Source organism: Clostridium drakei (assembly GCF_000633595.2).
In the GTDB taxonomy this organism is placed as follows: Bacteria; Bacillota; Clostridia; order Clostridiales; family Clostridiaceae; genus Clostridium_AM; species Clostridium_AM drakei.
The window spans coordinates 47,083-61,772 of the sequence record NZ_JIBU02000013.1 but is presented as its reverse complement, the minus strand read 5'-3'; the positions used below and the strand labels follow the sequence as shown (position 1 = coordinate 61,772).

Annotated in this window: 11 protein-coding genes; 10 read left to right on the top strand and 1 reads right to left on the bottom strand. The window is 29.3% G+C overall.

What is annotated here, in order from left to right; all coding sequences use genetic code 11:
- Positions 1–340 precede the first annotated feature (340 nt).
- Entirely contained in the window at positions 341–2,650 is a 2,310-nt protein-coding gene (locus EG57_RS0207545) for an AAA family ATPase (RefSeq protein ID WP_032076635.1), read from the top strand.
- A gap of 423 nt (positions 2,651–3,073) precedes the next feature.
- On the opposite strand, the gene ychF is transcribed toward EG57_RS0207545, so the two are convergent.
- Positions 3,074–4,174: a redox-regulated ATPase YchF gene (gene ychF, locus EG57_RS0207540; protein ID WP_032076634.1), complete on the bottom strand. Its 1,101-nt coding sequence runs from the start codon at positions 4,172–4,174 to the stop codon at positions 3,074–3,076.
- Between the two features lie 401 nt (positions 4,175–4,575).
- On the opposite strand from ychF, the gene mraZ reads away from it, so the two are divergent.
- From mraZ to EG57_RS0207495, 9 genes are all read left to right on the top strand, one after another.
- Positions 4,576–5,004 carry a division/cell wall cluster transcriptional repressor MraZ gene (gene mraZ, locus EG57_RS0207535; protein ID WP_032076633.1) on the top strand — a complete coding sequence of 143 codons (429 nt, stop codon included), beginning with the start codon at positions 4,576–4,578 and terminating at the stop codon, positions 5,002–5,004.
- Between the two features lie 24 nt (positions 5,005–5,028).
- The gene (gene rsmH / locus EG57_RS0207530) at positions 5,029–5,958 is read left to right on the top strand and encodes a 16S rRNA (cytosine(1402)-N(4))-methyltransferase RsmH (RefSeq protein ID WP_032076632.1); all 930 of its coding nucleotides are present in this window, start codon (positions 5,029–5,031) and stop codon (positions 5,956–5,958) included.
- 27 nt (positions 5,959–5,985) lie between these two features.
- Positions 5,986–6,471 (top strand): hypothetical protein, encoded by a 486-nt coding sequence (locus EG57_RS0207525; RefSeq protein ID WP_032076631.1) that lies wholly within the window; start codon positions 5,986–5,988, stop codon positions 6,469–6,471.
- Between the two features lie 58 nt (positions 6,472–6,529).
- Positions 6,530–8,719, top strand: coding sequence for a stage V sporulation protein D (locus tag EG57_RS0207520; RefSeq protein WP_032076630.1), 2,190 nt, complete (start codon positions 6,530–6,532; stop codon positions 8,717–8,719).
- 80 nt (positions 8,720–8,799) lie between these two features.
- Positions 8,800–10,251, top strand: a complete 1,452-nt coding sequence (locus EG57_RS0207515; protein ID WP_032076629.1) for a UDP-N-acetylmuramoyl-L-alanyl-D-glutamate--2,6-diaminopimelate ligase — start codon at positions 8,800–8,802, stop codon at positions 10,249–10,251.
- Between the two features lie 15 nt (positions 10,252–10,266).
- Positions 10,267–11,655, top strand: a complete 1,389-nt coding sequence (locus EG57_RS0207510; RefSeq protein ID WP_032076628.1) for a UDP-N-acetylmuramoyl-tripeptide--D-alanyl-D-alanine ligase — start codon at positions 10,267–10,269, stop codon at positions 11,653–11,655.
- 12 nt (positions 11,656–11,667) lie between these two features.
- Complete coding sequence (gene mraY / locus EG57_RS0207505) at positions 11,668–12,621, top strand: phospho-N-acetylmuramoyl-pentapeptide-transferase (RefSeq protein ID WP_032076627.1); 954 nt, start codon at positions 11,668–11,670, stop codon at positions 12,619–12,621.
- 47 nt (positions 12,622–12,668) lie between these two features.
- Positions 12,669–13,778 (top strand): stage V sporulation protein E, encoded by a 1,110-nt coding sequence (gene spoVE / locus EG57_RS0207500; RefSeq protein WP_032076626.1) that lies wholly within the window; start codon positions 12,669–12,671, stop codon positions 13,776–13,778.
- 136 nt (positions 13,779–13,914) lie between these two features.
- Positions 13,915–14,685: a cell division protein FtsQ/DivIB gene (locus tag EG57_RS0207495; protein WP_032076625.1), complete on the top strand. Its 771-nt coding sequence runs from the start codon at positions 13,915–13,917 to the stop codon at positions 14,683–14,685.
- The last annotated feature ends 5 nt before the right edge of the window (positions 14,686–14,690 follow it).

The following is a 14,690-nucleotide window of genomic DNA, read 5'->3' as shown; positions in this document are numbered from 1 at the left end:
TAACTCCTTTACGTTTAAATTTTATGGAATGCTGAGTTTTTCAGCTGTTTCAATCCGTATAGCTTTAAATTTAGATAGTGTATTTATAACATAGTATTATGTTTTTTTATAATATAATTCACACTTATCATTGGATGTACATATACGCTATAAGTATACTAAATAAACTTATACTTTGTCAAAAAAGTTTTAAATTATAGTACTATTATATGCAATGTGATAAGAAAATTCAAATTTAAAAATAAAATGATAAAAACTAATTAACGGTTTTTTAATTTTTTGTGCCTAAATAATAATTTTAAGAATATTATTATAGTAAGCGATAAAAGGAGGATGGGATATGCATAGAGAATTGACAGCTGAAGAAATTGTATATAAATTTGAGTTTGAAAATGCAGAATTGAAAGAAGATAGCTACCATATGCCTGATGATAATGAAATGTATAAAAAATTAAAGATGGCTTTAGAAATAGATAAAGAGGGGTATAATGTTTATTTAATAGACGATTTTTCAAAAGATAAATTGGAAGAAATCATAAAATTTGTAAAGGGAAATTTAAAGTTTAAGCAAAAGCTAGTTGATATATGCTATGTCATAGAAGATGATGAGAAGTGTCCTAAGGTATTATTTTTAATGGCTGGTAAAGGAAAAGTTCTAAAAGAAACTTTAGAAAAAATACAAAAAATATATTCAGAAATAACTTATGAATTTTATACTGATTCAACTAATAGTGAAAAGGAAGAAATAATTGAAAGTATCCATAAAAGAAGATCTGATTTAATTAATAAGTTATTAAAGGATTCTGAAGAACAAGGATTTACTATTAGAGCAACTCAAAACGGATTTACCTTCATTCCAATGAAGGATAAAGAAGAAGTTATGAATGAGGGTGAATATGAAAAGTTAGAAAATGAAAAGAAAGAAAAGATATTAAATAATGCTAGCAGCTTAAAGAAGGATGCTCAAAAAGTTTTGGAAGAATTAAAAAATATAGAACAATCAGGAATTGAAAGGATAAAAGGATTTATAGATGATTATTATATTGGAAAAACAGAAAATATTAAAGAAGAATATTTTCAAAAGTTTAGAGATAGCAAGGATATTATAGAGTTTTTAAATAATATTTGCGCTCAAATAGAAGAGAATGTTAAAGAAATATATTCTATGAATTATGAAGATGATGAAGAGGAAATAAATGATGAAATATATAAATATATGATAAATGTTTTAGTGGATAATAGTGAAAATAATGAACCACCTGTAATATTTGAAGAAGATCCTAGTGTAAATAATCTGCTTGGAAGCATAGAATATGAAAATAAAAATGGGTCATATATTACAGATATAAATTTAATGAAACCAGGATCACTTTTAAAGGCAAATGGTGGATGCGTTATAGTTAGAGCAAATAGTCTTTTAAATAATCCTTCAGCATATTATCATTTAAAAAAATCTATTATGAGTGGTAAAGTAGATTTAGATTATAATAGAGGATATTTGGAGTTTTTAAATTTAAATGGTCTAAAGCCAGAACCTGTTAAATTTAATGAAAAGATAATAATTATAGGTGACTATAATCTTTATAATCTTTTATACAATTACGACGAAGATTTTAAAAAAGTTTTTAAAGTTAGAGCTGAATATAAATCTTTATTAGATATTAATGAGGAAACAAAAAAATCTTTCTTAATAAAAATATATAATATGTGTAGAATCAACAATTTTTATCATCTGTCTCAGGAAGGTGTAACAGAGTTAGCTAAATTTTTATCTAGAAAAGCTGAAAATAAAAATAAATTTTATATAGATGATTATGAATTAAATAGAGTACTTACAATTTCTAATAATAAAGTGGAGGAAGATAATAGAGATAAAATAGAGCAAAAAGATATAATAGATACAGTATATACTGAAGAAACAGTAGAAAAAGAAATAAATGAAAACTATAAAGATAACAAGATACTTATAAATGTAATAGGAAAGCAAATAGGTCAAGTAAATGGTTTATCTGTTATAGACACAGGGTACTGCAGCTTTGGGAAACCTATAAGAATAACTTGTTGTTGTTATAAAGGAGAAGGAAATATAATAGATGTACAAAAAGAAAGTAATTTAAGTGGAGATATACACAATAAAGCCATAAGCACATTAAAAGGATATATAAGCAATCTTATAGGTGGTTATGAAAAGATACCTGTAGATTTTCATTTAAGCTTTGAACAAATATATGGCACAGTAGATGGAGATAGTGCATCTGTAGCGGAAGTAGTATCCATGATATCAGCTTTAAGTAAAATAGGGATAAAACAAAATATATCAGTTACAGGATCTATAAATCAATTTGGAAAAGTACAGCCTATAGGAGGAGTAAATGAAAAAATAGAGGGCTTCTTCAAGGTATGTAAATTAAAGGACACAATAAAAGACAAGGGAGTTTTAGTTCCAGAATCTAATTTAAATAATATTGTTTTAAATAAAGAAATAGAAGAAGAAATTAAAAATGGCAATTTTCACATATATTCTATGAGCTGTGTGAAAGATGCTGTAGAGGTGCTAATGGGAATAGAAAATTCCGGCTACAATGAAATTATGGATGAATTAAGTAAAGAGCTAAAAAAATACACTAGAAGGCATAAAAAAAGTAGATAAAAAATTTTCACATTACGCATAATACTATGCAAGAGTTCAGTGGAAGTTTGGATTTTAACTTTTATTCCGTGATATATGATTATATTGTCATAAGTGATGTTAGCAATTCATCATAATTAGAAGTGTTACATTTACTACACAATTTTTTAGGCGGAGGAAGCATTCTAGATATATGGTGTATGAAAGCTTTTGAGTGAATTTTAGAAGCTCTTATGCTAAAAATTTAAAAAATCTCGTAATTTGAATCAGGACGATTCAAGCCGCGAAAGTCCCAGAACGGGACATTTGAGCGGGTAGGGATTTTTTAAATTTTTGGCATTAGAGCTTCTTAATAAACGGTTGGCTTTTATACACCATATATCTAGAGATGCGGACTCCGCCTAAAAAGTTGTGTCATAATGTATTTATTATAATATGAGCATTCTACACATTGAATCTAAAGTTAACAATGTCTCCATCTTGCATGATGTAGTCTTTTCCTTCAAGTCTAAAGTAACCTTTTTCTTTTGCAGCAGCTTCAGATCCACACTCTACAAGTTTGTCATAAGATACTATTTCAGCTCTTATAAATCCTCTTTCAATATCTGTATGGATTTTGCCAGCAGCTTTAGGTGCTTTTGTCCCATTTTTTACTGTCCATGCTCTAACTTCTTGAACACCAGCAGTTAAGAAACTCATAAGGCCTAGAAGCTTATAACTTGCATGTATTAGCTTATCCAATCCAGCTTCATCAAGTCCATATTCTTCAAGCATTTCTTTCTTTTCATCATCTTCAAGAGTAGAAAGCTCTTCTTCTATTTTTGCTGAAATAACTATTACTTCAGAATTTTCTTTAGAAGCATATTCTTTAACTTTCTTAACATAATCATTTTCTATATTACCAGAAATTAAATCATCTTCAGAAATATTTCCTATATATAATACTGGTTTTGTTGTAAGTAGAAAATATCCTTTAACGATTTCGCTTTCATCTTCAGTTAACTCTAAAGTTCTAACTGGCTTACCGTCTTCAAGATGTTTTTTAACTTTAAGCATTAATTCATATTCAGCTTTAGCTTCTTTGCTACTTCCACTTTTAGCAAGCTTAACAATTTTTTCAATTCTTCTGTCCATTACTTCTATGTCTGAAAATATAAGCTCCAGATTTATAGTTTCAATATCACGAATAGGATCTATAGAACCATCTACATGAACTACATTAGGATCATCGAAACATCTTACTACATGAACTATGGATTCTACTTCTCTAATATGAGATAAGAATTTATTTCCAAGACCTTCTCCTTTACTTGCTCCTTTAACCAATCCTGCAATATCATAAAATTCTATTGCAGTGTATACCTTCTTTCTAGAATTATACATTTTTTCAAGAACATCCAATCTTTTATCAGGAACACTAACTACACCTACATTAGGCTCTATAGTGCAGAAAGGATAGTTAGCAGATTCAGCTCCAGCTTTTGTTATAGCATTAAATAAAGTACTTTTACCTACATTAGGTAATCCTACGATTCCAAGTTTCATTTATGTACATTCCTTTCAATTATATATTATAAAAAACTTAAATTTTTTCTATTAAATTATACTCTACAAATGAAGGTATTTCAACCTATCAATTGTTCTCTAAAAAGTGCATTATGTTTATTAAATCGAGGCTTTGTATGTGTTAAAGTTGAGTGCTTTATTTAAAATTATAGCGAATTAAGTAGTAATATAATTTTTATTGTAATCTATTTTAGTATTGTTTATTGGAACATTAAAGTAGATGTTATCGAATAATAGTGAAAAATAATTTTAATTCCCTTAAAAAAATAATTAAAATTATTTTAGACAAAGAAGGAATTTTTATGTTAATATAGAATATGTAAAATTAGTGGTTAAAAGTGGAGTGAAGTGGAGTAAATAACCAAGTAGAGGTGTAAAAAATGTTTATAGGGGAGTATGAACATGCATTAGATAATAAAAATAGAATAATCATACCCTCTAAGTTTAGGGAAGAGCTTGGAAGTAAGTTTATACTTACCAAGGGACTAGATGGTTGTTTATATGCTTATACTATTGAGGAATGGAGTGTACTAGAAGATAAATTAAGAAAGCTTCCATTAACGAGTAAAAATGCACGAGCTTTTGTTAGGTTCTTTTTTTCTGGTGCCAATGAAATGGAGTTAGATAAGCAAGGAAGAACTTTGATTCCACAAAGCCTTTTAGAATATGGAGAGATAAAAAAGGAAATAGTAAGTATTGGAGTATCCAATAGATTAGAAATATGGAGCAAGGAGAAATGGATACAATATAATAGTTCGAATATAGATTTTGATAAGATTGCGGAACAAATGAGTGAACTTGGAATATAACATAAGTTGGAGGTAGATTTTTAGATGGATTTTAAACATGTATCAGTATTGTTAGATGAAACTATAGGTGCATTAAACGTAAAAGAAGATGGAATATATGTAGACTGTACTTTAGGAGGAGGAGGACATTCTTATGAAATACTTAAAAGACTTTCCCCTAGAGGAAGACTTATAGGCATAGATCAAGATACTGCTGCATTAAAAGCGGCAGGTGAGAAATTGAAGCAATTTAATAATGTAACTTATGTTCATAATAACTTTTATAATATAGATGAAATTTTACAAGAATTAAATATAGAAAAAGTAGATGGAATTATGATGGATCTTGGGGTTTCATCTTATCAATTAGATGAAGCTGAAAGAGGATTCAGTTATATGAAAGATGCTCCTTTAGATATGAGGATGAATAGAGATAGTAGTACTTCTGCATATGATATAGTGAATTTTTATAGTGAAGAGCAGATTTTTAAAATAATAAAGGAATATGGTGAAGATAATTTTGCTAAAAGGATAGCAAAATTTATAGTGCAGAAAAGGGAAAAGGAAACAATAAAAACTACATTAGAGCTTGTAGATATAATACGTAAAGCAATACCTGCAAAATTTCAAAAGGATGGTCATCCAGCTAAAAGAACTTTTCAGGCGATTAGAATAGAAGTAAATAGAGAACTACAAATATTGGATAAGGCTGTAGAGGATAGTGTAAATCGTTTAAATGAAGGAGGAAGGATAGCTATTATAACATTTCATTCATTAGAGGATAGAAAGATAAAAGTTAAGTTTAAACAATTGGAAAAGCCCTGTACATGTCCTCCGGATTTTCCAATATGCGTATGTGGTAAAAAACCTCTTGTAAAACTTATAAGTAGAAAGCCTATAGAACCATCAATAGAAGAAGCAGAAAATAATTCAAGAAGTAAGAGTGCTAAACTGAGAGTGGCTGAGAGAATATAGTTCTAAAAAAGGTGTGAGGTGAATAAAGTGATAGTGGTAAATAAAGAAAATATTATATCAGGAAATACTGTTCTCCAACCTGAATATGTACCTTACGTAGAAGAAGAGCAAGAAAAATTAAGAAGAAGAGCAAAGGAAAAGAAGCTAAGACAAAAAAGGTTAAAAGGTAAAATTAAGATAATAAGAAACATTACTTTAGCCTTTACTGTAGGAGTAATACTCGTAGGTAGATATTGTGTAATTTATAATATGCAGCAGAAATTAAATTCTATAAGTAATAATATAAATGAAATAAACAGGGATAATGAAAATTTAAAGGTAGATTTAGTTAAGTATAATAACATTCAATATATAGAAGATGCTGCAGTTGGAAAATTACATATGATACTTCCTGATAAGGGTATAGCAGTACAGGCAGATTTAGATAAGGAAGTTGTAAAAACTTCAGATAAGAAGTCAGATACTCAAACGTATAAAAGCATATGGAGTAAATTAAGTAAAATGCTATTTTAATTAGGCAGAATAATATTTTTAAATTTTTAAAAGAGCAATTTTTACGGGGGTAAATTTATTGAATAAAAAGGAATACAGAGATAAAGTTATCATCAAAAGAAGAATGATAATAATTTTTAGTTTTCTTTTTATAACATTTTTGTTGTTATTTAACAGATTGATTTATGTTATGGCTTATGAATCTTCTAAATTAAAAGCACTTGCTATTGATCAGTGGACAAGCGAAGTAAAAATTGATGCTAAAAGGGGTAGAATTCTAGATAGAAGTGGACATGAGTTAGCAGTAAGTGCTAATGTTTATAGAATAGATTTAGATATGAACACCCTAAGAGATACAATAAAGGAAAAAAACTTATCAAAGGATGATATAGCAAGTAAGTTGGCTTCAGCTTTGACTATGGATAAAAATGAAGTTAACAAAATACTTAATAAAACACTACCAGGAGGACTACCTCTTGGATCAGCTACATTGAAAAGAAGAGTAGAAAAAGCAGAGGCTGATAATGTTAGAAGTTTAAACTTAAGAGGAGTTTTAGTATCTGCTGATACTAAAAGATATTATCCTAATAATAATTTTCTTGCACACGTTATGGGACATACAAATTCTGATGGAACAGGACTTACTGGAGTAGAGCTTTATTATAACAAAGAGCTTTCGGGAACACCAGGTATGAGAATAGCAGAAACAGATAAAAAAAGTAAACAATTTACCAATACTATTTCAGAATACACTAAGCCTATAGATGGAGAAGATGTGGTTCTAACCATAGATGAAACAATACAGCATTTTTGTGAAAAAGCTGCCGACCAAGCTTTAAGTGATAATAAAGCAAAAGCAGTTACTGTAATAGTTATGGATCCCAAGAATGGTGAAATTCTTGCTATGGTAAATAAACCAGATTATAATCCTAATGAACCATGGATTAAAGATAAATCTTATGATGAACTTCAAAAGTTGTGGAGAAATAGAGCAGTTAGCGATGCCTTTGAGCCGGGATCTATATTTAAGGTTATAACGGCTACTGCTGCATTAGAAGAAAATGCAGTTAAAGAAAGTGATAAATTTTCATGTTCAGGAAGTATAACCATAGGAAAAAAGGTTATACATTGTTGGAAGACTGCTGGACATGGTGAACAAGCTTTTGTTGATATATTAAAAAATTCTTGTAATGTAGGTTTTGCTCAACTAGGAAAGATGATAGGAAAAGAAAATTTAAATAAGTATATACAAAAGTTTGGTTTTGGACAGAAAACAGGTATAGATCTGCCAGGAGAGGCTAAAGGAATTGTTAAAAAGACAAGTGCTATCAGTGATATTGATTTAGCAACCATATCGTTTGGACAGGCAAATACAGCATCTCCAATTCAATATCTTACAGCATTTAATGCTGTAGCAAATGGAGGAACATTAATAACACCTCATGTAATGAAGGAAATATCTCATTATGATAATAATCTAAGTAGTGAAGTTACGGATAAAAAGTTTGATATATCAGGAGCTAAAAGTAAGAAAATTGTGAATTCAGATAAGGTATCACAGCTTAGAGGTTATCTTGAAAAGGTAGTTGCAGAAGGTGGAGGTAAAAAAGCTTTTATAGACGGATACCATATAGCAGGTAAAACTGGAACTGCACAAAAAGCTGGAGTTGGTGGATATCAGCAAGGTAAATACATAGCATCTTTTGCGGGGATGGCACCAGCTAGTGATCCTAAAGTAACAGTGTTTGTATCTATAGATGAACCTGATCCTTCTAATTATTATGCAGGACAAATATCTGCACCTGTAGCAAAACAAGTTTTTAATGATATATTTAATTATTTGGATATTAAAAGTGATGCTAGCAGTGAAGATGTAAAAAAGAGTATGTTAAAAGATGTTATAGTTCCAGATGTAAGAGGAATGAAAAAATCTGATGCAGAAAAAATTTTAAAAGAACATAATTTAACTGATGAATTAGATTCAAATGGAGACTATATAGTAGATATGAATCCTAAACCAGGATATACAGTGAAAGAAGGTACTAAAATTCTACTTTACACGGGAAACACATCAAATTATAATAAAGTAGTAGCTGTTCCTGATGTTGAAGGATTAAGTCAGGAGAAAGCTGAAGCCGTATTTAATAGTTTAGGCTTGAAAGCAGAATTTGAAAAAGAAGGAGTAGTATCCGATCAAAGTGTTAAGCCAGGAGATGAAGTGCAAAAAGGAACGGTGGTAAAACTTGACACTGACATACTAGGAGATTAAAATATTAGGCATGCAATACATAGAAAATCATATGTGTTGCATGCCAATGCTATGTAAGAGAATTAAAAAGGGGTGTTTCTATGAATTTGAAAAAAATATTAAAGGACATAAATTATGAATTATTAAATGGAAATAATAATTTAGAAATAAGGGAAATTCAGTATGACTCCAGAAATGTAAAAAGTGGAGATTTATTTGTGTGTATTGAGGGGTATAGCACAGATGGACATAAATATGTAAACAGTGCAGTAAGTAATGGAGCCGCAGCTGTTATTTGTAGTAAAGATATAGAAAATTTAACTGAATGTACAGTTATAAAAACTGAAGATACTAGAAAAGCTTTAGCATTAGCAGCAGCAAATTATTATGATCATCCTTCAGATAAATTAAAGGTAATGGGTATAACAGGTACAAATGGAAAAACTACTTCAACATTTATGATGAAATCTGTTTTAGAAGCTCAGGGATATAAGGTTGGACTTTTGGGAACTATAGCAAATTATGTTGGAGATAAAAAAATAGCAGCTCATAGAACTACTCCAGAATCTTTAGAACTTCAAAAACTGTTTGCAGAAATGGTAGAAGAAGGAGTAAACTATTGCATTATGGAAGTATCATCTCATTCATTATATCTAAACAGAGTATATGGTATAAAATTTTGTCAAGCAATATTCACTAATTTAACAAGAGATCATCTAGATTTTCATAAGACTTTTGAAAATTATTATAATGCAAAACTTATATTATTTAAAAATACATTAAATTCAGTAGTAAATATAGATGATGAATATGGTGAAAGAGTATATGAGGATTCAGAAGGAAAAAAGACATCTTATGCAATGGATAAAGAGGCTGATGTTAAGGGAAGTAATTTACATATGCATTCTAGAGGAGTAGAATTTGACATAACATACAAGAATGAAACTCAGCATATAAATTTAAATATACCAGGAAAATATAATGTTATGAATGCTCTTGGAAGTGCAGCTGCATGCTTAGGTGAAGGTATGAGTCTTGCAAGTGTGAAACAAGGGTTAGAAGCTATGCTTTGTGTGCCTGGAAGGTGTGAAATAGTGACTAAAAATTATAACTTGGGTTATGAGGTTATAGTGGATTATGCACACACTCCAGATGGATTAGAAAATATATTAAAAACTGCAAGAGAGTTTACAAAAGGTAAACTTATAAGTGTCTTTGGTTGTGGTGGAGATAGAGATAATACTAAAAGACCTATTATGGGCAAAATAGGCACAGAATTAAGTGATAAAGCGGTTATTACTTCAGATAATCCTAGAACTGAAGACCCTATGTCAATAATAAAAGAAGTTGTAACAGGTGTACAAAAAGATAATTATATTGTGGTAGAAAATAGAAGAGAAGCTATAAAAAAGGCTATGGAAATGGCAAAAAAGGATGATGTTATAGTAGTGGCTGGAAAAGGACATGAAGATTATCAAATATTAAAGGATAAAACTATTCATTTTGATGAAAGAGAAGTAATTGCAGAAATTATAAAGGAATTGAATAAATAGAAGGAGTGTTTACAATTGGAACATATGACCTTTGATGAAATAGTTAATGCAGTACAAGGAAAAATTGTATTGCAAGGAAACTATGAAAAGTTTAATCAAATAAGTACGGATACTAGAAAAATAGATAAAGATGATATATTCATAGCCTTAAAAGGAGAAAATTTTAATGGAAATGAATATATAAAAGTTGCTAGTGATAAAGGAGCTGCTATATGCATTGTAGATGAAATTAAGTATATAGAAGATGAAATAAAAAAGAAAACTACCATAATAAAGGTTGAAGATACGAAAAAAGCACTACTGGATTTAGCTGGAGCTTATAGAAACAAGTTAAATTTAAAGGTAATAGGTATAACTGGATCTAATGGAAAAACTTCTACTAAGGATTTGTTGGCTGCAGCATTAAGTTCTAAGTATAAAGTTTTTAAAACACAAGGAAACTTTAATAATGAGATAGGGCTTCCCTCAATGATATTTAAACTTGATAATAGTTATGATATAGCAGTACTAGAAATGGGAATGAATAATTTAAATGAAATTCATAGAATGGCAGAAGCTGCTAAACCTGATATAGCTTTAATTACTAATGTGGGTGTAAGTCATATAGGTAATCTTGGATCAAGAGAGAACATATTAAAGGCAAAACTGGAGATTACGGATTTTTTTCATAAGAATAATATCTTAATTCTAAATGGAGACGATGATTTTCTTTCTAAAGTAAAGAGTAATAAATTTTCTATATATACTACAGGTATGAAAAATAAAAACAATCTTAATGCTTGTGATATAGGACTTAAGGAAAATTTTGTAGAGTTTAGTGTAGAGGAAAATCAAAAAAAATCCAAAGAGATATTTCATGTAGAAATACCAGGAAAGCATACAATATCTAATTCACTACTAGCTATAGCTTGTGGAAGAATATTAGGTATGGAATATAAAGACATAAAAGAAGGATTAAAAAATCTTCAAGCTACTGCTATGAGAATGGATCTTATTAAAGGAAAAAAGTTTAATATATTAAATGATTGTTATAATGCTAATCCTGATTCTATGAAAGCAGCTATAGATGTTTTAAAAAATGTAGAGTCTAGTAGAAGAATAGCTGTACTTGGAACTATGGGAGAATTGGGAGAACAATCATACAAATCTCATAAAGAAATTGGTGAATATTCAGCAAAAAATGGAATAGATTTACTTTTGATATTTGGAGAATATAATAAAGCTTTTGAAGAAGGCTTTAAATCCAGTACTAAGGCTGAGTATAAAGCTTTTGATGATTACAATGAAGGTATAAAATATTTAGTGAATGAATATTTAAAAGAAGGAGATACAATTTTAGTTAAAGCTTCTAGATCCATGAAATTTGAAAAAATAGTAGAAGAACTTAAGAAAAATAATTTATAGGGGGGTTATAAAATGGATAGATTAATTTATTCAGTATTAGTTGCATTTTTTATATCAATTTTAGAAGGTCCTATTATAATTCCAATATTACATAAGCTTAAATTCGGACAGAGTATAAGAGAAGAAGGACCAAAGAGTCATCAAAAAAAATCAGGAACGCCTACTATGGGAGGAATAATATTTATACTAGCTTCCTTTATAACTATGGCTCTTGTTATAAAAAAACCGGGTGATGAAGCTATGATAGCTTTATATGCTTTTGTAGCTTTTGGAATAATAGGTGCATTAGATGATGGATTAAAGATTATACAAAAGAAAAATTTAGGGCTTAGAGCTTATCAAAAAATGATATTACTTTTAGGTGTATCAGGTTGGTTTGCATATTATGCAGCTAAAAATCCAGACATAGGTACTTCTATAATAGTACCTTTTGCTCATAGAACTTTGGATTTGGGATGGGTTTACATTCCATTTATAGTTTTTTATTTTACAGCTGTTACTAATGCTGTTAATTTAACAGATGGGCTAGATGGTTTAGCAACATCTGTTACATTATTGGTTATGACTTTCTTTGCATTAGTGAGTTTTGCTATGGGTCACTATACTCTAGCAATATTTTGTGCTGTAGTTGCTGGTGCACTTTTAGGATTTTTGAGATACAATGCCTTTCCAGCAGCAGTTTTTATGGGGGATACAGGTTCACTGGCTTTAGGTGGAGCAGTAGCAGCAGTAGCGTTGATACTAAAATTGCCATTATTGGTTATAATAGTAGGTGGAATATATGTAATGGAAGCATTATCTGTAATTCTTCAAGTAGCATCTTTTAAGCTTACAGGAAAAAGAATATTTAAAATGAGTCCAATACATCATCATTTTGAATTATCAGGCTGGCATGAAACTAAGGTAGTTTCTGTATTTTGTATTTTTACAGTAATTTTATGTTTGTTTGCTTTTTTGTCTTTGTAAGTGAATGTTTAGTCTGATAAAAGTAATTTATGTAGGAGGATATAGGGATGAATAAACCCACTAATAAAATGGGTCCTATTGATTTTGTATTATTTTCGACTATAATGCTTTTAGTGGCAATTGGTGTTGTCATGGTTTATAGTGCTAGTTCCTATAGTGCATATTTTAATCCACACATAAAAGATAGTACTTATTACTTAAAAAAGCAAGCAGGAGCAGCTTTAGTAGGAATTTTATTTATGTTTATGACTATAAAGCTTGATTATCATAGAATTAAAAAATATACTAAAATAATTATGATAATTACTGTGGTGCTTTTGACAGCAGTTTTTGCTTTTAAGCCTGTAAATGGAGCACAAAGATGGATACAAATTGGAGGATTACCATCACTTCAGCCATCTGAATTAGCAAAATACATAGTGGTATTTTATATGGCTAAGAGCATAGAAAGTAAAGGAGAAAAAATAAAGACATTAAAGTATGGTATTGTACCTTATCTCATTATATCTGGTTTTTATGCAGGTATGGTTTTTAAAGAAAAAAATTTAAGTATAGCAGCAGTAATAATGATAGTTACATTAATTGTACTTTATGTAGCAGGTGCTAAGACATCCCATATGTTAGGGTTATTAGGCTTAGTAGGTTTAGCGGGAGCAGCAGGAATAGCATTTGAGCCATACAGATTGGCTAGGTTTAGTAGTTTTTTAAATCCATGGGCTGATCCAAAGAATACAGGATATCAGTTAATACAATCACTTTTAGCTTTGGGATCTGGTGGAATATGGGGAATGGGACTTGGAATGTCTAGGCAAAAATGTTATTATATACCTGAACCTCATAATGACTTTATATTTTCTATAATTGGTGAAGAATTGGGCCTCATAGGTTGTACAATTATTATTATACTTTTTATTGTCCTTATATGGAGAGGTGTAGTAACAGCAGTAAAGGCAAAAGATACTTATGGAACTCTTTTAGCCACAGGAATTACATCGGTTATAGCAATACAAGCAATAATTAATATAGCAGTTGTTACAGGATCAATGCCTGTAACTGGTGTACCACTTCCTTTTATAAGTTATGGAGGGTCAGCTTTAGCCATTAATTTAGTGGCTATGGGAACACTTCTAAATATATCTAGACAAAAAGAATATTAATATTCATTGTAGCATTGCAATAAGCAATGCTATAATTTATGTAGTTAAGAAAAATTTAATGAAAAATTTAATGAAATTAATTTAATAGAGTGTTATTATATATATATCTTGAAAAATTGAGGTGGATTGATATACTATGGCTTTAACTTCTCCCCAAACAGAAAATGAATTGATTTTAAGAAGAAGAAAGCGAAAAAGAATAAAAAAAATATTTATGCTATTTATTTTATTGTTATCAATAAGTATTACATTATGTTTAAAGCATCCTTATTTTAATATAAAAAACATTGAGGTAAGTGGAAATAGAAATATTTCATCTAAGGAAATTGTTGATTTATCAACATTATCTAAAGGTAATAACATATTTTATATAAATGTTCGAAATGGTGAAAATAACATTTTAAGCAATCCTTATATTTCAGAAGTACAAATAAAAAGAAAGTTGCCAGCTACAGTACAAATAAATATAAAGGAAAGAGAAGCATTGTTTTATAATACAAAAGATAACAAGTATTTCATAGTAGATAAAAATGGAGTGGTCCTTCAAAAAAAAGATGATATAAAGGAAATGCATTTAGTTAAATTAGATGGCTTTGACTATGATAAAAGCGAAATTGGTAAAGTGTTAAAAAATGATGACAAATCAAAAATAGATATAGTTACTGATTTAGGAGGTATTATTTTAAATAGCAAAAATACTATTGGAATTACTTATATAGACCTAAATAGTACTATAGATATAAAAATATATTTTGGTGATATGTGTGTTAAACTTGGTAGAAGTGATAAGCTTGATAAAAAGGTTAATGAAGCTTTGAATATAATTAATAGCAAAGGATTAAAAGGGGCTAAAGGATATGTGGATGTAAGCTTTGATGGTAATCCTGTATTTTCTATTCAAAAGTAGGAGGA